Raw genomic sequence first — 20,627 nt, 5'->3', positions numbered from 1 at the left:
TTTGAAACATATGTAAAGACAACCCTTTACAAATGTCGATGCAACAGTAAATAGCAAGCATTACCATTCGCGCCCAATTTCTCACTCCATTCCTTGGACGCCTTCGATGCCTGCCCCCTGCCGCCTTTCCCCCCTGACCCTGGGCCTGTCACTGCTGTTCAGCGCCGGCCTGGCCAGTGCCGCCACCACGACCCTGCCGGAAACCTCGGTGACCGCCGACAGCACCCGCGAAGAGGACAACCCGCGGGTCAAGGACGTGACCACCGCGACCCGCACCTCGACCCCGGCGCGCTATGTGCCGCAGGCCATCGACTCGGTGAAGACCCGCAACGTGCTGGACTACGGCAGCAGCAACCTGGGCAAGGCGCTGGAAGGCATCCCCAACGTCAGCAGCGGCGCCGACACCCGCTTCGACAGCCTGCGCATCCGCGGCTTCGACGCCAGCAACGACTTCTACCTGGACGGCATCCGCGACGACAGCCAGTACACCCGCGACCTGCACAACATCGAGCGGGTCGAGGTGCTCAAGGGCCCGGCGGCGGTGCTCTATGGCCGTGGCAGCCAGGGCGGCATCGTCAACCGGGTGAGCAAGGCGCCGGAGCACGGCCGCCGCTCGAGCATCGAGGCCCAGGGCGGCAGCCAGGACCTGCGCAGCCTGTACGCCGACCTCAGCGCCGACCCCAGCGACACCCTCAGCCTGCGCCTGAACCTGGGCAACGAAGACAAAAACAGCTTCCGCGACGGCATCGACGGCAACCACCGCCAGCTGTTCGCGCCGTCCATGAGCTGGCAGATCACCCCCGAGCTGAACTGGCTGGTGCAGTACGAGTACAGCCGCTACGACCGCACCCCTGATCGCGGCATCCCCGGCAACCCGCTCACCGGGCGCCCGGCCGATGTCAGCCGCAAGACCACCTACGGCGACACCCAGCGCGACTACATCAACGACCGCGCCGAATCGCTGCGCTCGCGCCTGAACTACGAGCTGAACGACCAGTGGCAACTGCGCCACACCTTCAGCCTGTTCACCCTGGAGAGCGACTTCGACAACACCTACCTGACCGCCTACCGCCCGGCTGCCGGGCTGGTGGATCGCCAGCGCTGGCAACAGGACCTGAGCACCCGCAACCTCTACAACACCGTCGAGCTGGAAGGCCATGTAGAGACCTTTGGCCTTGAGCACACGCTGCTGGTGGGCCTGGAAATGGGCGAGCAACGCCGCAACTCGCTGCTGCACCAGGGCGTCGGCGTGCCATCGGTACCCGTGCAGGGCTCGACGGCCGGCCAGCAGCACAACGGCACGATGCGGGTGTCCAGCAACAACCACACCGACGTCGAGAGCACTGGTATCTACCTGCAGGACCAGATCCGCCTCAACGACCAGTGGCAACTGCTGGCGGGCGTACGCTTCGACCAGTTCGAGGTGGACACCACCAACAAGCTGCGCGACATCTCGGAAAAGCAGAAGGACAACAGTTTCAGCCCGCGCATCGGCGTGGTGTACACGCCCTGGCAGGACCACTCCTTCTATGCGTCCTGGAGCAAGACCTACTCCCCGGTCGGCGGCGGCCTGATCGGCATCACCCCGGGCGCGGCCGGCAACACCAACCAGACCGACCCGGAACAGACCCGGCAGAAGGAGATCGGGGTCAAGAGCGAATGGTTCGACCAGCGCCTGAGCACCACCCTCGCGATCTACGAACTGGAGCTGTACAACCGCCGTACCCGCGACCCGATCAACCCGGAGCTGATCCAGCTCAGCGGCCTGCAACGCTCGCGCGGCATCGAGCTGACCGCTACCGGCAACGTGGTGGGCAACTGGTATGTGCGCGGCGGCATCGGCCTGCAGGACGCGACCATCGTCAAGGACAACAACGGCCAGCAGGGCAACCGCATCAACGACGTGGCCAAGCGCAACGCCAGCCTGTTCGTCACCTGGAAACCGGAGCTGGGCTGGTACGCCGAAACCGGCCTGACCCTGGTCGGCGACCGCTACGCCGACAACCAGAACACCGTGATCCTGCCGGGCTATGGCCGCTGGGACGCGCTGGCGGGCTACCGCACTCATGACTGGGATGTGCGCGCGGCGCTGAGCAACATCACCGACAAGACCTACTACAGCTCGGCCACCAGCGCCGCGCAGATCCAGGTGGGCGATCCGCGCAGCCTGGTGGTGACCGGGACGTATAGTTTCTAAGTTACATGGCCTTTGTAGGAGCGGCCTTGTGCCGCGAAAGGGCCGCAAGGCGGCCCCAGGATTTCAGCGTTCATGCAAGATCGCCGGGGCCGCCTTGCGGCCCTTTCGCGGCACAAGGCCGCTCCTACACACAGGGGATGCGTACTTCTGCTGCACGCCTCACAAACGAAAACGCCACCGCAGATGCGGTGGCGTTTTTTTCTGCGACGGGTTCCTTCCCGATCAATGCCAGACAGCCAGCAGAGCTTCGAGCTCTTCCTCGCTGATCAGGCCTTGAGGGTATCGCCCATCCAGCAGGCGTCGTGGGTCGGTCGTCCTGACCCGATTGTCTCCATGACGTTTCAACCACTGAGCCAGGATTCTGAGCGATCGGTGGCTGGCTGCCGCTGGGGGCAAAGCCGACTCACTTGCTGCGTTCATTTCCTCACGTACTCCCCGGGCCTAGTGAGCGGCTAAGGTACTTCAGGCGCGTTACAGAATGGCGTAGGTCCATTCCCCTGAAGCACGAGGAAAAATCAATACAATTGCTGTGCCATGCCGCCCGACCGACTATCGCGAGCATAAAAAAACCCGTCATCCGACGGGTTTTTCACTCATTGGCCGATCAACGTTTTACCGGTGCCGGCTGCTGCTGGGTCAGGCAGTGGATATTGCCACCGCCAAGCAGCAGTTCGCGCCCCGGGATCATCACCACTTCGTGATCCGGGAAGACCTTGGCCAGGATCGCCCGGGCCTGGGCATCGGCCGGGTCGTCGAAGCTCGGGGCGATGATGCCGCCGTTGACGATCAGGAAGTTCACGTAGGAACCGGCCAGGCGCACAGAAGGGTCACGCTCCTGGCTGCCCACCACATGATCGACGCCGTCGCATTCCGCCTGGGTGGCATACAGTGGCCCCGGGATCGGCATCTTGTGCACCACGAACTCGCGGCCTTTGGCGTCACGGGTGTTTTTCAGCACCTCGTAGGCGGCATGGCAGCGTGCATAGTTGGGGTCATTGGAATCATCGGTCCAGGCCAGTAACACTTCGCCGGGGCTGACGTAACAGCAGAAGTTGTCGACGTGGCCATCGGTCTCGTCGTTGTACAGGCCGTCCGGCAGCCAGACGATGGTCTCGACCGCCAGGTGCTCGCGCAGGATCTCCTCGATCTGCTCGCGGTTCAGGTGCGGGTTGCGGTTACGGTTGAGCAGGCATTCCTCGGTGGTGATCAGGGTGCCTTCGCCGTCGACGTGGATCGAACCGCCCTCGAGCACGAAGCCTTCGGTGTGGTAGCGCTGCACGCGCTCCATCTCCATGACCTTGGCGGCCAGCTCTTCGTCGCGGTTCCAGGGGGCGTACAGGCCACCGTCGAAGCCGCCCCAGGCGTTGAAGCCCCAGTCCACGCCACGCACTTCGCCATGGTCGTTGATGACGAAGGTCGGCCCGGTGTCACGCACCCAAGCGTCATCGTTGCTGATCTCGACCACGCGGATGTTGGGCAGGTCGAGCTGGCGACGGGCATTCTCGTACTGGCCGGCGGACACCGCCACGGTGACCGGCTCGAAACGGGCGATGGCCTTGGCCAGGGTCACGTGCGCGGCCTGCGCCGGCTTGCCACCCAGACGCCAGTTGTCCGGGCGCTCCGGCCAGACCATCCACACCTGGGTCTGCGGGGCCCACTCGGCGGGCATATGGAAACCGTCGGCGCGGGGAGTCGAGTTGAGCGTTTTCATCGATGGCCTCTGATGGCAACTGTCGGTGGTCCAGGGCCCGCTGCGCGCGCCTTTCGCGGCACAAGGCCGCTCCTACAAAGAAAATGTGTGGGACCTGTAGGAGCGGCCTTGTGCCGCGAAAGGACCGCATCGCGGTCCCGGCTACGGTAAAGCGGACATTTATAAACGATAAATATCGACTTTAGAAGTTATCGGCAAGACCGTTTTCGTATAAACGACGCACAAAATCCGATAAAAATCGATATCACAAACCTTCACTCAGAATCCGCTCCACGCTGTCGACAAAGTAGTCCACGCTGGCCCGCGTGGTGCACATCGGCGGCTTGATCTTGAGGATGTTCAGGTAATCGCCGGTAGGCTGCATGAAGATCCCCAGGTCACGCAGGCGATCACACAGGATCATGGTCTCCTCGGTCGCCGGCTCCAGGGTCTGGCGATCGCGCACCAGTTCCAGCCCCAGGTAGAACCCGGAACCGTGGGCGGCGCCGGCTAGCGGATATTTATCGACCAATGCCTGCAGGCGTGCCTTGAAGTGGCGGCCGACGTCACGGGCGTTGTCCCACAGCCCTTCGTCGCGCATCACATCCAGCACCGCCATGCCGATGCGGCAACTGACCGGGCTGCCTCCGGCCGAGGAGAAGAAATAGCCCTCGGCCTCCAGTGCCTCGGCGATCTCGCGCCGGGTGATCACCGCGCCCAACGGCTGGCCGTTGCCCATGCCCTTGGCCATGGTGATGATGTCCGGCACCACGCCCTGCTCCTCGAAACCCCAGAAATACTCGCCCAGGCGCCCATAGCCGACCTGCACCTCGTCGGCGATGCACACCCCGCCGCGCTGGCGCACCTTGGCATAAGCCTCGCGCAGATAGCCCGGCGGCAACGAGATGCCCCCGGCGTTGCCGTACACCGGCTCGCAGATCATCCCTGCCAGCTGGCGGCCACGGGCGTCGAGGTCGGCCAGCTTGGCATCGACGTCGCGCAGATAGTCGGCGGCGCTGTCGGCGCCCCGGTAGCGGCCGCGGAAGGTGTTCGGCGCCTCCACCGGATGCACCCAGTCCGGACGGGTCTCCAGGGCCTGGGGGTTGTCGGCGATGGAGGTGGAGATCGCGTCGGTGGCCACCGACCAGCCGTGGTAGGCCTCCAGCACGCTGAGCAGGTCGCGTCCGCCGCTGTAGGCCCAGGCCAGGCGGATCGCCAGGTCGTTGGCCTCGGTGCCGCTGTTGACCAGGAATACCCGGTCAAAGCCTTCCGGGGCCACTTCCAGCAGGCGCTCGGAGAACTCGGCGATGGCCGCGTAGTGGAAGCGCGAGTTGGTGTTGAGCAGCGACCACTGGCGCGCCGACTCGGCGACCATGCGCGGATGGCCATGGCCAAGCACCGCGACGTTGTTGAGCATGTCGAGGTACGAGCGGCCCTGCATGTCGATCAGGTAGTTGCGCCAGCCGCGCTCGATGTGCGGCGGCTGGGCGTAGTAATGCTTCTGCGAGCGGGCGAAGCTGGCATCGCGACGGGCCAGCAGGGCCTGCGCGTCGGCCAGTGGCTCGGCATCGCAGTCGAAGCCCAGCAGGGCTTGCGGTGACGGGCACAGGGCCAGCCAGGCGGATGCGTGGGACGGTGTGGCGAAGAACGGTGGGCGGGTATCGGCATCCAGGCACAGCTGCACGCTGAGGAAGCCACAGGTCGCGCCCAGCGCCTGCCCCTTGAGCAGCGCCTGGCCATCGGCCGGCGTCTCTTCCAGGCCAGCGAGCCACAGGCTCCAGTGCGTGGTTCGCAGGCAGCCACGACCATCTCCGGTGCGCTGCCATACACCAGCCTCGGGGGCTTGCAGCGCGCTGCCGGGCAGCAGGCTCAGCTCCACGCCCAGGGCACAGGTGGCCGGCTCTTCGGGCCGATCGATATGGGTTTGCGACAGGCGGTACTGCCCATGGAGGCTGCACGCCGGCCCCGGCTGGGCGGCGAGCAGGCGCTGGTCGAAGCCCGGCTGCTCCCAATTGCCCACCTCGCAGAGGGGGCTGAGCACGCCCAGGTCGACCCGGGCGACCGGCTGCCCGGCAAGACTCGGCAGCAACGCGGCGCAAGCGCTCATGTCCGGCGTCACGGGCACCTGGCCCGCCGCCTGCAGGATCGCCGCCTCCATCAGCGCGGCGGGCACGGCGCAGGCGGTGTCGAAGATCTCCCATTCATGGTCGATGTTGTCGCGGGTGTACTGGTTGTCCGGGTCGATCGCCAGCTGCTGCTCGCTACTGAGCACCAGCACCGCGGCGCGGTTCAGCACCAGCGGCCACAAGGCGCGCAGCTCAACCTCCTGCAACGGGTTCGCCGCGTGATAGGCGCTGACCGCTGGCAGGATGCGCAACGGGTCGCCCTCGGCATGATGCAACAAGGCGGCGCAGGTTACCGACAGGTCGGCGATGCGCCAGGTGCGCAGCAGGTCGCCGAAGTCGATGACGCCCTGCACCTGCCACTGCCGCTGGTCATCACGGGCCCAGACCACGTTGTCGTCGGTGATGTCCAGGTGCACGGCCTGGACCGGTAACTGCTCGACCAGCGGTTGCAGGCGAGTGGCTGCGAGCTCGGCGACCTGTGCCACCTGCTCGCGACGTCGGGCATCCTGTAACACCGGCAACAGGTACTGGATCAGCGCTTGAGCGTGCCGCGGGTCCCACTGCAGGGTGCGCTCCAGCCCTGGGTGATCGAAATCGGCCAAGGCCCTGTCGACCTTGGCACAGAGCGCCCCCATCCCGGCCATCAACCGCGGGGCCATGTGCTTGAGGCGGGTCAGCGGCTGACCGTCGATAAAATCGAGCAAACGCACGCGTAGAGCCTGGCCATCGATATCCAGCGCCAGCAGATCCTCGCCGTCGATGGCCCGTCGGACCGCAGGTACCGGCAATGCGCGTTCGCGCAAATGACCCAACGCGGCATGCTGGGCTTCCAGTTCAACCTTGGCGTAGCTGCCGTGACAGACCTTGAGCACATAACGCGCATCGCGGCCATCGACCTGGAAGTTCAGGTCCTGCTGGCTGCCCAGCGACTGCAGGTCTCCCTCCAGATCGTAATGCGCCCGCAGCAAGGCATGGGCCCGGGCCTCGCTGAGCGAAGGAGCGGGCAAGCTGGAGCGCTGGATCAGGGTGGAAAGCGGCATGGCGAAAAACCTCGTTTTTCTTGTATGACGCCACCAGGCAGGCAAATTGGCAAGCTGGCAGCGTACAATTGGCGTTTCGTCGCGCTGGACATGCAACCCGGCGCATTCAACTTGCCTCCCGCCTTGTCAGCCGACAAGCTGTGAGCCCGTTAGCCACCGTCATTATTGGAAGGAAAGGGAATCCGACATGCGTATTCTCATTACCGGGGGAGCCGGTTTCATCGGATCGGCCCTGGTACGCCACCTCATCAGCAATACCGAGCATGAAGTCCTCAATCTCGACAAGCTGACCTATGCAGGCAACCTGGAATCACTGTCGAGCATCGCCAGCAATTCGCGCTATGAGTTCGCCCAGGTCGATATCGTCGACCAGGCCGCCGTCAGTGCTGTGCTCGCCCGGTTCCAGCCACACGCCATCATGCACCTGGCGGCGGAATCGCATGTGGATCGCTCCATCGACGGTCCTTCGGACTTCATCCAGACCAACATCGTCGGCACCTACAGCCTGCTGGAGGCTGCCCGGGGTTACTGGAACACGCTGGACGACGAGGAGCGCAAGGCTTTCCGCTTCCATCACATTTCCACCGACGAGGTCTACGGTGACCTTCACGGGGTCGACGACCTGTTCACCGAAACCACGCCCTACGCCCCCAGCTCGCCCTATTCGGCGAGCAAAGCGGCCTCCGACCACCTGGTCCGCGCCTGGCACCGTACCTACGGGTTGCCGGTGCTGCTGACCAACTGCTCCAACAACTATGGGCCGTTCCACTTCCCCGAGAAGCTCATTCCACTGGTCATTCTCAACGCCCTCGAAGGCAAGCCGCTGCCGGTCTATGGCGATGGCCTGCAAGTGCGTGACTGGTTGTTCGTCGAGGATCACGCCCGCGCACTGTTCAAGGTGGTGAGCGAAGGCGAGGTCGGCGAGACCTACAACATCGGTGGCCACAACGAGCAGAAGAACATCGATGTGGTGCGTGGCATCTGTGCCCTGCTCGAGGAGCTGGCTCCGCAACACCCTGCAGGAATTGCGAACTACGCTGACCTGATCACCTTCGTCAAGGATCGCCCGGGCCACGACCAGCGCTATGCCATCGACGCCAGCAAGATCGAGCGCGAACTGGGCTGGGTTCCCGAGGAAACCTTCGAGACAGGCCTGCGCAAGACCGTCCAGTGGTACCTGGACAACCTTGAATGGTGCCGCCATGTCCAGGATGGCAGCTATCAGCGTGAACGACTGGGCAACAACGATTACAAGGATTCGATCGCATGACCAAGGGCATCATCCTCGCCGGCGGCTCCGGCACTCGCCTGCACCCGATCACACTGGCCACCTCCAAGCAGCTGCTGCCCATCTACGACAAACCGATGATCTACTATCCGGTCTCTGTCCTGATGCTGGCGGGTATCCGCGATATCCTCCTGATCTCCACGCCCGCCGACCTTCCGCAGTACCGCCAGCTGTTCGGTGACGGCAGCCAGTTCGGCATCAACCTCAGCTATGCCGAGCAACCGTCACCCGACGGCCTGGCCCAGGCCTTCCTGATTGGCGAGGAGTTCATCGGCAACGACTCGGTATGCCTGATCCTGGGCGACAACATCTTCCATGGCCAGGGTTTCAGCGAACAGCTCCAGCGCGCGGTCAAGCACCAGGCCGGCGCCACGGTGTTCGGCTACTGGGTCAAGGACCCCGAGCGCTTCGGCGTGGTCGAGTTCGACGGCAATGGCCGGGCCTTGTCGATCGAAGAAAAGCCAGCCAAGCCAAGGTCCAGCTATGCGGTTACCGGCCTGTACTTCTACGACAACGATGTGGTGAAGATTGCCAAGGGGGTCAAACCCTCCCCACGCGGCGAACTGGAGATCACCGACATCAACAACGCCTACCTGGAGCGTGGCGACCTGCGCGTGGAGCGCCTGGGGCGCGGCCTTGCATGGCTCGACACCGGCACCCACGACAGCCTCCTGGAAGCTTCCCAGTATGTGCGGACCATCGAGCACCTGCAGGGATTGAAAATCGCGTGCCTGGAAGAGATCGCCTATCAGAAAGGCTGGATCAGCCGTCAAGAATTGCAGAAGAAGGCCGAAGAACTTAAGAAGACGGGGTACGGACAGTACCTCAGTAAATTGATAGAAGAGACCCCATGAATATCATCGCCACGGCCATCCCGGATGTTCTGATCATCGAACCGAAGATTTTTGGTGATAGCCGTGGCTTCTTCTTCGAAAGCTTCAACGCACGGGATTTTGCCGACAAGGCTGGCGTTGACGTGAACTTCGTGCAGGACAACCACTCACGCTCGCAAAAGGGCGTGTTGCGCGGCCTGCACTACCAGATCGACAATCCCCAGGGGAAACTGGTGCGGGTCATGCAGGGCGAGGTCCTCGACGTCGCCGTGGACCTGCGGCAAAGCTCACCTACCTGTGGAAAGTGGGTCGCGACGCGACTGAGCGCCGTGGAGCACCGTCAATTCTGGATACCACCAGGATTTGCCCATGGCTTCCTGGTGCTGAGCGAGTCGGCCGACTTCCTCTATAAAACCACCGATTACTACACCCCGAGCGCCGAACGCTGCATCCGCTGGGATGACCCTCAGCTGGCGATCGACTGGGGCCTGCTGGAAGCACCGATCCTGTCCGCCAAGGACCAGGCCGGCAAATTGTTCAAGGATGCGGAGCTGTTCCCGTGAAAATCCTTGTCTGCGGCCACAATGGCCAGGTTGCCCAGGCGTTGCAGGGCGCCCTGGCCGGACTGGGCGAGGTGTGCCTGGTTGGCCGCGACCAGTTCGACATGGCCCGACCGGAACAGCTGCGCGAACCACTGCGCCGACAGACCCCCGACCTGATCATCAATGCGGCGGCACACACTGCGGTGGATCAGGCAGAGAACGAGCCGGAACTGGCCTTCGCCATCAATGCCGAGGCGCCAGGAATAGTGGCCGAGGAAGCCGCACGCCTTGGCGTGCCACTGATCCACTACTCCACCGACTATGTCTTCGACGGCAGCAAGGCCACGCCATACGACGAGGACGACGCGCCCAACCCCCTGGGAATCTACGGACGCAGCAAGCTGGCCGGAGAACAGGCGATCCGCGCAGCAGGCGCAGAACACCTGATCCTGCGCACCAGCTGGGTCTATTCGCTGCATGGGCGCAATTTCCTGCTGACCATGCAGCGCCTGCTTCAGGAACGCGCTCAACTGAAAGTGGTGGACGACCAGATCGGCGCCCCGACCTGGGCAGCCACAATTGCAGCCAGTACGCGTGCATTGATCGAGCGCTGGCAGAACGGCCAGGCCGGCGCCTGGGGCACCTACCACCTGACCGCCCAGGGTGAAACCTCCTGGTTCGGCTTCGCCCAGGCCATCGGCGAACAGCTCAAGACCCGTGGCCTGCCCTGCGCCGAATTGCTGCCGATCCCTTCCAGCGAATACCCGACACCGGCAAAGCGACCGCTCAACTCGCGCCTGGACTGTTCGCGCCTGGCCCACGAATGGCAGGTCAGCCAGCCACACTGGCACGATGCACTCATCGACTGCCTCAAGTAGCGCATAATTGCGCCAGATCCTACTGGCGCCATTATCGCAATGATCCCAAGACCCACGCCTCCCCGCCGCCCCCGCTGGCGCAGCCTGGCCCTGCTGGCGCTGTGCCTGGCCCCGCTGCTGTGGCCGCTGCACCACCTGGCCGAGCGCTACTATCAGGACGAACTGGCTTCGCAGAACCGCCAGACCCTCGACCTCTACGTCGCCAACCTGCTGGGCACCCTGCACCGCTATGAAACCCTGCCGCAGATCCTCGGCGACCTGCCGGCGCTGCGCAGCGTGCTGGCCGACCCGTTGCGCCTCGAGGCGGTGACCAACGCCAACCGCCTGCTCAAGCACATCACCCAGCAGACCGGCGCCGAGGTGATGTACCTGATGGATGTCAGCGGCAACACCCTGGCCGCCTCCAACTGGGACAAGCAGGACAGCTTCGTCGGCCGCAACTTCTCGTTCCGCCCCTACTTCATCGAAGCAATGGAGGGCCGCCTGGGGCGCTTCTTCGGCCAAGGCACCACCTCGGCCAAGCGCGGCTACTTCTTCGCCGCCGCCGTGCACGACCGCGACAAGGTGATCGGCGTGCTGGTGGTCAAGGTCGATCTCGATCACACCGAGACCCTCTGGGGCCGCACTCCGGAACAACTGCTGCTGACCGACCAGAACGGCGTGGTGGTGCTCACCTCGCGCCCGGACTGGCGCTTTCGCGCCACCCGCGAGCTGACCGCGGCCGAGCGCCAGGCCATCGTCGCCATCCAGCCCTACCCGACCCAGGCGCCGCAGCCGCTGACCCTCGACCAGGCCGCCTGGCTGATCCAGACCCGCGACATCAAGGAAACCGGCTGGCAGGTGAGCATCCTCGCCCCGCGCCTGCTGGTCGACCGCTCGGTGCAGACGGTCATGGCCATCGGCGGCGGCGCGCTGCTGGTGACCATGCTCCTGGCTGGCCTGGTGATGCAGCGCCGTCGCCACTACATCGACCGTATCGATTTCGAGGCCCGTGCCCGCCAGGAGCTGGAAAACCGCGTGATCGAACGCACCGCCGACCTCGAAGGCCTCAACACCCGACTCAAGAGCGCGGTGCTCGAGCGCGAGAGCGCCCAGCAAGAGCTGGTGCGCGCCCAGGACGAACTGGTCCAGGCCGGCAAGCTATCGGTGCTCGGCACCATGTCGGCCAGCATCAGCCACGAGCTGAACCAGCCGCTGGCGGCCATCCGCAGCTACGCCGAGAACGCCGAGATCCTGCTTGATCATCAGCGCACCGAGGACGTGCGCGGCAACCTCAAGCTGATCGGCGAGCTGACCGGGCGCATGGCCTCGATCATCGCCCACCTGCGCGCCTTCGCCCGCCGCGACCAGCACGCCCCGGAAAGCGTGGCCCTGCAACCGGCCCTGGACGACGCCCTCGCGCTGCTGGCCAAGCGCCGCCGGGCCATGGCCGTGGAACTGGTGCGCGACCTGCCCGAGGCTACCCTGTGGGTGCAGGCCGGCGAGACCCGCCTGCGCCAGGTGCTGGGCAACCTGCTGGCCAACGCCCTCGATGCCCTCACCGAGAAAGCCAACCCACGCAGGCTGTGGCTGAGTGCCGAACGCCAGGATGACTGCGTCTACCTGTACATCCGCGACAATGGCCCCGGCTTCAGCCGCCAGGCCCTGGAGCACGCCAAGGAACCGTTCTTCACCACCAAGACCCGCACCCAGGGCCTGGGCCTGGGCCTGGCCATCTGTGAAAGCCTGATGCATGCGCTGGGCGGCGAGCTGCTGCTGGGCAACCACCCGGAAGGCGGTGCCCTGCTGACGCTGAAACTGCGTGTGGCCAAGCCCGGCGCCAACCTGCAATCTTCGGAGGACACCTCGGCATGACCGAGACACTGATCGACAGCCACGCCCAGGTGCTCCTGGTCGACGACGACCCGCACCTGCGCCAGGCCCTGAGCCAGACCCTGGACCTGGCCGGGCTCAAGGTCGTGGCCCTGGCCGACGCCCAGGGCCTGGCCGGGCGCATCGAGGAAGACTGGCCAGGGGTGGTGGTCAGCGATATCCGCATGCCCGGCATCGATGGCCTGCAACTGCTGGAACAACTGCATGCCCGCGACAACGAGCTGCCGGTACTGCTGATCACCGGCCACGGCGATGTGCCGCTGGCGGTGCAGGCAATGCGCGCCGGCGCCTACGACTTCCTCGAAAAGCCCTTCGCCAGCGACGCCCTGCTCGACAGCGTGCGCCGTGCCCTGGCCCTGCGCCGCCTGGTGCTGGACAACCGCAGCCTGCGCCTGGCCCTGAGCGACCGCCAGCAGCTGGCCACGCGCCTGGTCGGCCAGTCGCCGGGCATGCAGCGCCTGCGCGAGCAGATCGGCGCTCTCGCCGGGACCCGCGCCGATGTGCTGATCCTCGGTGAGACCGGTGCGGGCAAAGAGGTGGTGGCCCGTGCCCTGCACGACTTGTCGAGCCGCCGCGACGGCCCGTTCGTGGCGATCAACGCCGGCGCCCTGGCCGAGTCCGTGGTCGAGAGCGAGCTGTTCGGCCACGAGCCCGGGGCTTTCACCGGGGCGCAGAAACGCCGGATCGGCAAGTTCGAGTTCGCCAACGGCGGCACACTGTTCCTCGATGAGATCGAGAGCATGAGCCTGGATGTACAGGTCAAGCTGCTGCGCCTGCTGCAGGAACGGGTTGTCGAACGCCTGGGCGGCAACCAGCTGATCCCGCTGGATATCCGCATCATTGCCGCGACCAAGGAAGACCTGCGCCAGTCTGCCGACCAGGGCCGCTTCCGCGCCGACCTGTACTACCGCCTCAACGTCGCGCCGCTGCGTATTCCCGCGTTGCGCGAGCGCGGCGATGACATCCTCGTGCTGTTCCAGCACTTCGCCGACGCCGCCAGCGAGCGCCACGGCCTGCCGCCCCACAGCCTGCAACCGGCGCAGCGCGCCGTGCTGCTGCGCCACGATTGGCCGGGCAACGTGCGCGAACTGCAGAACGCAGCCGAACGCTTCGCCCTGGGCCTTGAGCTGGCCCTCGATGGCCAGGCGCCCGCGGCGATCCATGACATCCAGGTGCCCGTGCCAACCGGCAACCTCAGCGAGCAGGTCGAGCAGTTCGAACGCTCGCTGATCGCCGCCGAGCTGGGCCAACCGCACAACTCGATGCGCAGCCTCGCCGAAGCCCTCGGCATCCCGCGCAAGACCCTGCACGACAAGCTGCGCAAGCATGGCCTGAGCTTCGACGGCGGCGGCGGGCACGACGACCAGGAGGACAACCGTCCATGAGCACCGACAGCCAGTACCTGCAATCCGTGTTGCACAGTGATATTCCCCTGACCCGCGAGATGGGGATGGAAGTCATCGATTGGCAGCGGCACTGTCTGCGCCTGAAGCTGCCGCTGGCCCCCAACGTCAACCACAAGAGCACCATGTTCGGCGGCAGCCTGTACTGCGGCGCGGTGTTGGTGGGCTGGGGCTGGCTGCACCTGCGCCTGCGCGAGCTGGGGATCGATGACGGGCATATCGTCATCCAGGAAGGGCAGATCAGTTATCCGCTGCCGGTTACCGGTACGGCGGTGGCACAGTGCCCGGCGCCGGACGAGAAGACCTGGGAGCGGTTCCTGACGATGTACCAGCGTCGCGGGCGGGCGCGGCTGACGTTGGAGACGGTGGTGAGCAACGAGGGTAGCGACGAGCCTGCGGTGAGGTTCAGCGGGCAGTACGTGTTGCATCGCTGAAAGCTTGGAGGCCCTTCGCGGCACAAGGCCGCTCCTACAGGGAAACGTGATCCCCTGTAGGAGCGGCCTTGTGCCGCGAAAGGGCTGCAAAGCAGCCCCAGCTATCTCAAGCTCAGATAGCGTCCACCAGCTCAACCAACGCCTTCCGCCAACCGGCAGCCTTGGGCAACGCCAGGAAAAACGGATTGAGCAACGACTCCCGCGCCGGATACCGGAACGCCAGCCCATCCAGCCCGATCACCTCACCCCCGGCCCCTTCCAGCACGCCCTGCGCAGCCGCCGTATCCCACTGCGAGGTCGGCGCCAACCGCGGATAACAGTCGGCACTGCCTTCGGCCAGTAGGCAGAACTTCAGCGAACTGCCGATATTGGCCAGCTCCAGCTCACCCACCGCACCACTCAACCCGGCCAGCAGGGCCTCCTGCTGCGGGCTGGAATGCCGACGGCTGGCGACGACGGTAAACTTCGCCCCCTGCGGTGGCGCGTTGCGTACCTGGATCGGCTGCGCACCGCCATCACGCTCCACACGCCAGGCCCCCAGGTTGCGCCCGCCGAAATAACAGCGGCCATTGGTCGGCATCGCCACCACCCCGAACACCACCTCGCCGTTCTCGATCAGCGCGATATTGACGGTGAACTCTTCGCTACCGGCAATGAACTCCTTGGTGCCATCCAGCGGATCGACCAGCCACCAGCGCTGCCAGCCTTGGCGGGTGGCCAGCGGAATCTCGCAATCTTCCTCGGACAGCACCGGGATCTGCGGTGCCAGCGCCTGCAACCCATCCACGATCACCCGATGAGCCGCCAGGTCGGCAGCGGTCACCGGCGAATCGTCGGCCTTGCTGGTCACGGCCACATCGGCGCGCCAGAACGGCAGGATCGCCTCGCCGGCCGAACGGGCGAGATTCACCACGTCCTGCATCAATTGCCGATCGTTCATACCCTCAGCACCCCACGCTGGATCAGCAGGTCACGGGCCAGGTACAACGCCGCCAGCGCCCGACCTTCGGTGAACTGCGGGTGCATGGCCAGGGCCGAGAGCTCGCGCAGGTTGACCTTGTCGACCCGCATCGGCTCGGGCTCGTCACCCTCCAGGCGTTCTTCGTACAGGTCCGAGGCCAGCACCACCTGGATCTTCTGGCTCATGTAGCCGGGCGACAGCGACAGCTCGGTCAGGTGCTCCAGCTGGCGTGCGCCGAACCCGGCCTCTTCCTTGAGCTCCCGGTCGGCGGCAGCCAGCACGTCCTCGCCCGGCTCGATCAGGCCCTTGGGCAGGGACAGCTCGTATTCATCGGTCCCGCCGCAATATTCCTCGACCAGCACCGCGTGCTCGGTATCGAGCATGGCCACGATCATCACCGCGCCATAACCGTTGCCACGACCGACCAATCGCTCGTAGGTGCGCTCGGTGCCGTTGGAAAAGCGCAACTGCACGGCCTCGACCCGGAACAGGCGGCTGCTGGCGACGATCTCGCGGCTGAGGACGGTGGGTTTCTGGCGCATGGGGCGGCTCCTTGGCGTGAACGGGTTACTATACCGTGGCTTGCCGACTGATCGAGAATTTCCCATGCCCGTTCTTCCCTGGTCCGCCATCGATACCGTCCTGCTGGACATGGACGGTACCCTGCTCGACCTGCACTACGACAACCGCTTCTGGCTGGAGCACCTGCCCCAGCGCTACGCCGAGTTGCATGGCGTCAGCCGGGCCATGGCCGAGCTTGAGCTGCGCCCGCTGTTCGAACAGCATGCCGGCACACTCAACTGGTACTGCCTGGACTTCTGGAGCCGTGAGCTGCGCCTGCCGATCCGCGAGCTGAAACAGGAGATCGCCGACCTTATTGCCCTCAAGCCGGATGCCGACACCTTCCTCGCGGCCGTGCGCAAGGCGGGCAAGCGGGTGGTGATGATCACCAATGCGCACCGCGATTCACTGTCGCTGAAACTGGAGCGGGTGGAACTGGCGCCGTACTTCGAACGGCTGATCAGTTCGCATGACTATGGGTATCCGAAGGAGAGTCCGCAGTTCTGGGACGCGTTGCACGCGGATATCGGCTTCGAACCGGCGCGCAGCCTGTTCATCGACGACACCCTGGCGATTCTGCGCAGTGCCCGGCGGTTCGGGGTGGGGCATCTACTGGCGGTGCGCCAGCCGGACAGTCGGGCGGAGCCTCGGGATACCCAGGAGTTTGCGGCGGTCGAGGATTACCGGGAGTTACTGGTTGGCCTGTGAGGGCCTCTCGCGGGTAAACCCGCTCCCACAGGAGTTGCACAGTCCTTGAATGTGGTGCAGTACCTGTGGGAGCGGGTTTACCCGCGAAAGAGCCGGATCAGACGATGAAGATTAATCCGGAATACGCAGCACCTGCCCCGGATAGATCTTGTTGGGATCCTTCAGCATCGGCTTGTTCGCCTCGAAGATCTTCTGGTACTTGTTGGCATCGCCATAGACCCGTTTGGAGATGGCGCTCAGGGTGTCGCCTTTCTCGACCTCGACGAACCGCGCCGCCTGGGCCACCGGCCCGGTGACGGTGATCTGGTCATCCACCGAAGCCACCCCCGCGATATTGCCGGCGGCCAGTATGATCTTCTCCTTCTCTTCCTGGCTGGCCACCTCGCCCTTGAGAATGACCTTGTCGCCCTCTACAGTGGCCGAGATGTTCGGGTTGCCCAGACCCACGTCCTGGACGTGCTTCTTCAACTGTTCCTCGGCATTGGCATTGCCCGGCGTCAGCAGGTCGATCAACTTCTCGCCGGCTTCCTTCACGAAACTGAACAGGCTCATGTGGCGCTCCTTTGATGGTGAATCCATGGAAGCAGGAGTCTAGGCCAGGATCCCTCATCCCGCCCCACTGCGACCAATCGACGCGCTCTATCACGGCATAGACGCTAGCGATTAGACGCCACCGGCACAGGGGCCTAGGCTTGTGGGGTCAAACTGCCAGCCGGTATTCGCCCCGATGAACAGCAAGCCACCGGTCTGCGCGGCGTCCACGTCTTTTGCGCTGCCCGCCGCCAGTAACACCTACGACTACGTCCAGCTCACCGACACAGCTCGCGAAAGCACGCCGTTGGCCGAGGAAGTGGCCCTGGCCATCGTCTACAACGGCCTGAACCAGGCGGTGATGCTGGTCAGCCCGACCGACCTGGAAGACTTCGCCGTCGGTTTCAGCGTGGGCAGTGGCATCGTCGCCGGTACCGAAGAAATCTACGACGTGAAGCTCTCCGGCAGCGGCTCGGCGCTGTATGCCGACCTGGAGATCTCCAGCCGCGCCTTCTGGAACCTGAAGAACCAGCGCCGTCAGCTGGCCGGCACCAGCGGCTGCGGCCTGTGCGGCGTCGAGGCCCTGGAGCAGGCATTGCCCGAGCTGGACGTGCTGCCTGGCGCGCCGCTGCCGCCCGCGCACTGGCTGAAGGACCTGCGCCAGCGCATCGACGCCTTCCAGCCCCTCGGCCAGCACTGCGGCGCGGTGCACGCGGCGCTGTTCATGGACCGCGACGGCCAGCTGCTGCTGGGTCGCGAGGATATCGGCCGGCACAACGCCCTGGACAAGCTGATCGGCGCCCTGCTGCGCCAGCGCATCGACACCACCGGCGGCCTGGCCATCGTCACCAGCCGCTGCAGCCTGGAGCTGATCCAGAAAGTCCTGCGCGCCGGTATCCAGACCCTGGTCAGCCTCTCCGCGCCCACGGGCCTGGCCCTGCAATGGGCGCGCAAGCACAACCTCAACCTTATCCATCTGCCCAAACACAGCGCACCGCGGGTGTTCAGCCCAGCGGCGGAGTAGCAACAGCCGTGACCTCCTACGAAAAACTGCCAGACAACGCCCCCGCCTCCACCCCTCGCTACAAGCCCTACCCCGGACCCGCCGGCGGTTGGGGCGCGCTGCGCAGCGTGGCCAAGGCCTGGGTAGGCAGCGACAACGCCCTGAAGAACATCCGCGCCCTGCTCAAGACCAACCAGAACGGCGGTTTCGACTGCCCCGGCTGCGCCTGGGGCGACTCGCCCGAAAGCGGCATGGTCAAGTTCTGCGAAAACGGCGCCAAGGCAGTCAACTGGGAGGCCACCAAGCGTCGCGTCGATGCGGCGTTCTTCGCCCGTTACAGCGTCAGCGCGCTGCGCGAGCAGAGCGACTACTGGCTCGAATACCAGGGCCGCCTGACCGAGCCGATGGTCTACGACCCGGTCACCGACCGTTACCGGCCGATCGACTGGGACGCGGCCTTCGCCCTGATCGCCCGTCACCTGAACAACCTGTCCAGCCCTGATCAGGCCGAGTTCTACACCTCCGGCCGGGCCAGCAACGAGGCGGCGTACCTGTACCAGCTGTTCGTGCGCGCCTACGGCACCAACAACTTCCCCGACTGCTCGAACATGTGCCACGAGGCCAGTGGCGTGGCGCTGGGTCAAAGCGTCGGCGTGGGCAAGGGCACGGTCACCTACGACGATTTCGAGCACGCCGACACGATCTTCGTCCTGGGTCAGAACCCCGGCACCAACCACCCACGCATGCTCGACCCACTGCGTGACGCGGTGAAGCGCGGTGCCCAGGTGGTCTGCGTCAACCCGCTCAAGGAGCGTGGCCTGGAGCGTTTCCAGCACCCTCAGAACCCGCTGGAGATGCTGACCAACACCGATCGCCCGACCAACACGGCGTTCTTGCGCCCGGCCCTGGGCGGCGACATGGCGCTGCTGCGCGGCATGGCCAAGTTCCTGCTGCAGTGGGAGCGTGAAGCCCAGGCCAAGGGCGAGCCGGCGATCTTCGACCATGCCTTCATCGCCGAGCACGGCCATGGCGTGGACGAGTACCTGGCAGCGGTCGATGCCACCCCGTGGGAGCAGATCCAGGCGCAATCGGGCCTGACCCTGGCCGACATCGAACTGTCGGCGCGCATGTACTGCAAAGGCAAGCGGGTGATCATGTGCTGGGCCATGGGCATCACCCAGCACCGTCATTCGGTGCCGACCATCCAGGAAATCGTCAACCTGATGCTGCTGCGCGGCAACCTCGGCGTGCCGGGCGCCGGCCTGTGCCCGGTGCGCGGCCACAGCAACGTGCAGGGCGACCGCACCATGGGCATCAACGAACGCCCGCCAGTCTTCCTGCTCGACGCCCTCGAAAAGCGCTTCGGCTTCCCGGTGCCGCGCCACAACGGCCACAACACCGTCGAGGCGATCCACGCCATGCTCGACGGCCGGGCCAAGGTGTTCATCGGCCTGGGCGGCAACTTCGCCCAGGCCACGCCGGACACCGAGCGCACCGCGCAGGCGCTGCGCAACTGCGAGCTGACCGTGCACATCAGCACCAAGCTCAACCGCAGCCACCTGGTTCACGGTAAGCAAGCGCTGATCCTGCCGTGCCTGGGCCGCACCGATATCGACCTGCAGGGCGAAGGCCCGCAGGCGGTGACGGTGGAGGACTCGTTCAGCATGGTCCATGCCTCCAACGGCCAGCTCAAGCCGCTGTCCCGGCAGATGCGCTCGGAGCCGGCCGTGGTCGCCGGCATCGCCGCCGCCACCTTGGGCAAGCAGCCGGTGGACTGGCACTGGCTGGTGGCCGACTACGCGCGCATCCGCGACCTGATCGCTGACACCATCCCCGGCTTTGCCGACTTCAATGAACGCCTGCGCCTGCCCGGCGGCTTCTATCTGGGCAACAGCGCCGGCAGCCGCCAGTGGAAGACCGCCAGCGGCCGTGCCAACTTCAAGGCCAACCTGCTGCCCGACAGCCTGCTCGACGAGCGCGTGCGCGCCAGCGGCCAGTTGCCGGACCTGATCATGCAGTCGATGCGTTCGCACGATCAGTACAACACCACCATCTATGGCATGGACGACCGCTACCGCGGCGTGCGCGGCCAGCGCGACGTGCTGTTCGTCAACGAAGCCGACATCGTCCGCCTGGGCTTCCAGCCAGGGCAGAAGGTCGACATCGTGTCGCTGTGGGGCGATGAGCATGTGCGCCGGGTGCATGGCTTCACCCTGCTGGCGTTCGACATTCCCGCCGGCCAGGCGGCGGCCTACTACCCAGAGGTGAACCCGCTGGTGCCGCTGGAAAGCATCGGCGACGGCAGCCATACGCCGACGTCGAAGTTCATCGCCATCAAGCTGGAGCGGGCGCGGGACGACGGGCGCATCATCTGAACCGTCCTGTAGGAGCGGCCTTGCCGAGGCGTCGGACCGGCCGGAAAGGGCCGCAAAGCGGCCCCGGCGATATCTGCTTGATGCACAAATCGTGGGGGCGCTTCGCACCCCTTTCGCGGCACAAGGCCGCTCCTACAAGGGCAAGCGCAGATTCCGAGCAATTGCCCACAAAAAAGCCCTGTTCC

The 20,627-nt window shown here is 65.3% G+C and carries 16 protein-coding genes; 11 read left to right on the top strand and 5 right to left on the bottom strand.

Annotation, left to right across the window (positions count from 1 at the left end; translation table 11 throughout):
* Nucleotides 1–106: 106 nt before the first annotated feature.
* Nucleotides 107–2,197, top strand: coding sequence for a TonB-dependent receptor (locus LU671_RS02385; protein WP_232854838.1), 2,091 nt, complete (start codon nt 107–109; stop codon nt 2,195–2,197).
* A gap of 604 nt (nt 2,198–2,801) precedes the next feature.
* On the opposite strand, the gene aguA is transcribed toward LU671_RS02385, so the two are convergent.
* Nucleotides 2,802–3,908 (bottom strand): agmatine deiminase, encoded by a 1,107-nt coding sequence (gene aguA, locus LU671_RS02375; protein ID WP_050703352.1) that lies wholly within the window; start codon nt 3,906–3,908, stop codon nt 2,802–2,804.
* 244 nt (nt 3,909–4,152) lie between these two features.
* Nucleotides 4,153–7,053 carry an aminotransferase gene (locus LU671_RS02370; RefSeq protein ID WP_232854836.1) on the bottom strand — a complete coding sequence of 967 codons (2,901 nt, stop codon included), beginning with the start codon at nt 7,051–7,053 and terminating at the stop codon, nt 4,153–4,155.
* Nucleotides 7,054–7,240: 187 nt separating this feature from the next.
* Between LU671_RS02370 and rfbB the strand changes: the two genes are divergently transcribed.
* Genes rfbB through LU671_RS02335 form a run of 7 tightly spaced genes read left to right on the top strand, consistent with a single transcriptional unit; the run spans nt 7,241 to nt 14,303 of the window.
* Entirely contained in the window at nt 7,241–8,323 is a 1,083-nt protein-coding gene (rfbB, locus tag LU671_RS02365) for a dTDP-glucose 4,6-dehydratase (protein WP_203648756.1), read from the top strand.
* On the top strand, nt 8,320–9,195 hold the full coding sequence (gene rfbA, locus LU671_RS02360) for a glucose-1-phosphate thymidylyltransferase RfbA (protein ID WP_203648764.1): 876 nt from the start codon (nt 8,320–8,322) through the stop codon (nt 9,193–9,195). The genes rfbB and rfbA overlap by 4 nt, the downstream gene beginning before the upstream one ends.
* Nucleotides 9,192–9,737 carry a dTDP-4-dehydrorhamnose 3,5-epimerase gene (gene rfbC, locus LU671_RS02355; protein WP_186712097.1) on the top strand — a complete coding sequence of 182 codons (546 nt, stop codon included), beginning with the start codon at nt 9,192–9,194 and terminating at the stop codon, nt 9,735–9,737. Before rfbA ends, rfbC begins: the two co-directional genes overlap by 4 nt.
* The gene (rfbD, locus tag LU671_RS02350) at nt 9,734–10,594 is read left to right on the top strand and encodes a dTDP-4-dehydrorhamnose reductase (protein WP_232854835.1); all 861 of its coding nucleotides are present in this window, start codon (nt 9,734–9,736) and stop codon (nt 10,592–10,594) included. Before rfbC ends, rfbD begins: the two co-directional genes overlap by 4 nt.
* Before the next feature lie 39 nt (nt 10,595–10,633).
* Nucleotides 10,634–12,448 (top strand): sensor histidine kinase, encoded by a 1,815-nt coding sequence (locus LU671_RS02345; protein WP_232854834.1) that lies wholly within the window; start codon nt 10,634–10,636, stop codon nt 12,446–12,448.
* Complete coding sequence (locus LU671_RS02340; protein WP_232854833.1) at nt 12,445–13,851, top strand: sigma-54-dependent transcriptional regulator; 1,407 nt, start codon at nt 12,445–12,447, stop codon at nt 13,849–13,851. The genes LU671_RS02345 and LU671_RS02340 overlap by 4 nt, the downstream gene beginning before the upstream one ends.
* On the top strand, nt 13,848–14,303 hold the full coding sequence (locus LU671_RS02335) for a thioesterase domain-containing protein (RefSeq protein ID WP_203648777.1): 456 nt from the start codon (nt 13,848–13,850) through the stop codon (nt 14,301–14,303). Before LU671_RS02340 ends, LU671_RS02335 begins: the two co-directional genes overlap by 4 nt.
* A 112-nt stretch (nt 14,304–14,415) precedes the next feature.
* Here the strand turns inward: LU671_RS02335 and cysQ are convergent, their stop codons facing one another.
* Both cysQ and nudE read right to left on the bottom strand, forming a co-directional pair.
* Nucleotides 14,416–15,243: a 3'(2'),5'-bisphosphate nucleotidase CysQ gene (cysQ, locus tag LU671_RS02330; protein WP_232854832.1), complete on the bottom strand. Its 828-nt coding sequence runs from the start codon at nt 15,241–15,243 to the stop codon at nt 14,416–14,418.
* Nucleotides 15,240–15,806, bottom strand: a complete 567-nt coding sequence (nudE, locus tag LU671_RS02325) for an ADP compounds hydrolase NudE (protein WP_232854831.1) — start codon at nt 15,804–15,806, stop codon at nt 15,240–15,242. Before nudE ends, cysQ begins: the two co-directional genes overlap by 4 nt.
* 64 nt (nt 15,807–15,870) lie before the next feature.
* Here nudE and yrfG point away from each other — a divergent pair, with 64 nt between their 5' ends.
* Complete coding sequence (gene yrfG, locus LU671_RS02320) at nt 15,871–16,533, top strand: GMP/IMP nucleotidase (protein WP_232854830.1); 663 nt, start codon at nt 15,871–15,873, stop codon at nt 16,531–16,533.
* A gap of 111 nt (nt 16,534–16,644) precedes the next feature.
* On the opposite strand, the gene lysM is transcribed toward yrfG, so the two are convergent.
* A complete protein-coding gene (lysM, locus tag LU671_RS02315; RefSeq protein ID WP_028689196.1) occupies nt 16,645–17,085 on the bottom strand; it encodes a peptidoglycan-binding protein LysM in 441 nt (146 codons plus the stop codon).
* Nucleotides 17,086–17,260: 175 nt separating this feature from the next.
* Between lysM and fdhD the strand changes: the two genes are divergently transcribed.
* Nucleotides 17,261–18,088, top strand: a complete 828-nt coding sequence (gene fdhD, locus LU671_RS02310) for a formate dehydrogenase accessory sulfurtransferase FdhD (protein ID WP_203648788.1) — start codon at nt 17,261–17,263, stop codon at nt 18,086–18,088.
* An 8-nt stretch (nt 18,089–18,096) separates the two neighbouring features.
* On the top strand, nt 18,097–20,442 hold the full coding sequence (locus tag LU671_RS02305; RefSeq protein WP_232854829.1) for an FdhF/YdeP family oxidoreductase: 2,346 nt from the start codon (nt 18,097–18,099) through the stop codon (nt 20,440–20,442).
* The last annotated feature ends 185 nt before the right edge of the window (nt 20,443–20,627 follow it).

The organism is Pseudomonas sp. NMI760_13 (assembly GCF_021283245.1).
GTDB classification, from domain to species: domain Bacteria; phylum Pseudomonadota; class Gammaproteobacteria; order Pseudomonadales; family Pseudomonadaceae; genus Aquipseudomonas; species Aquipseudomonas peradeniyensis.
This window is presented reverse-complemented; position numbering and strand designations above follow the sequence as displayed.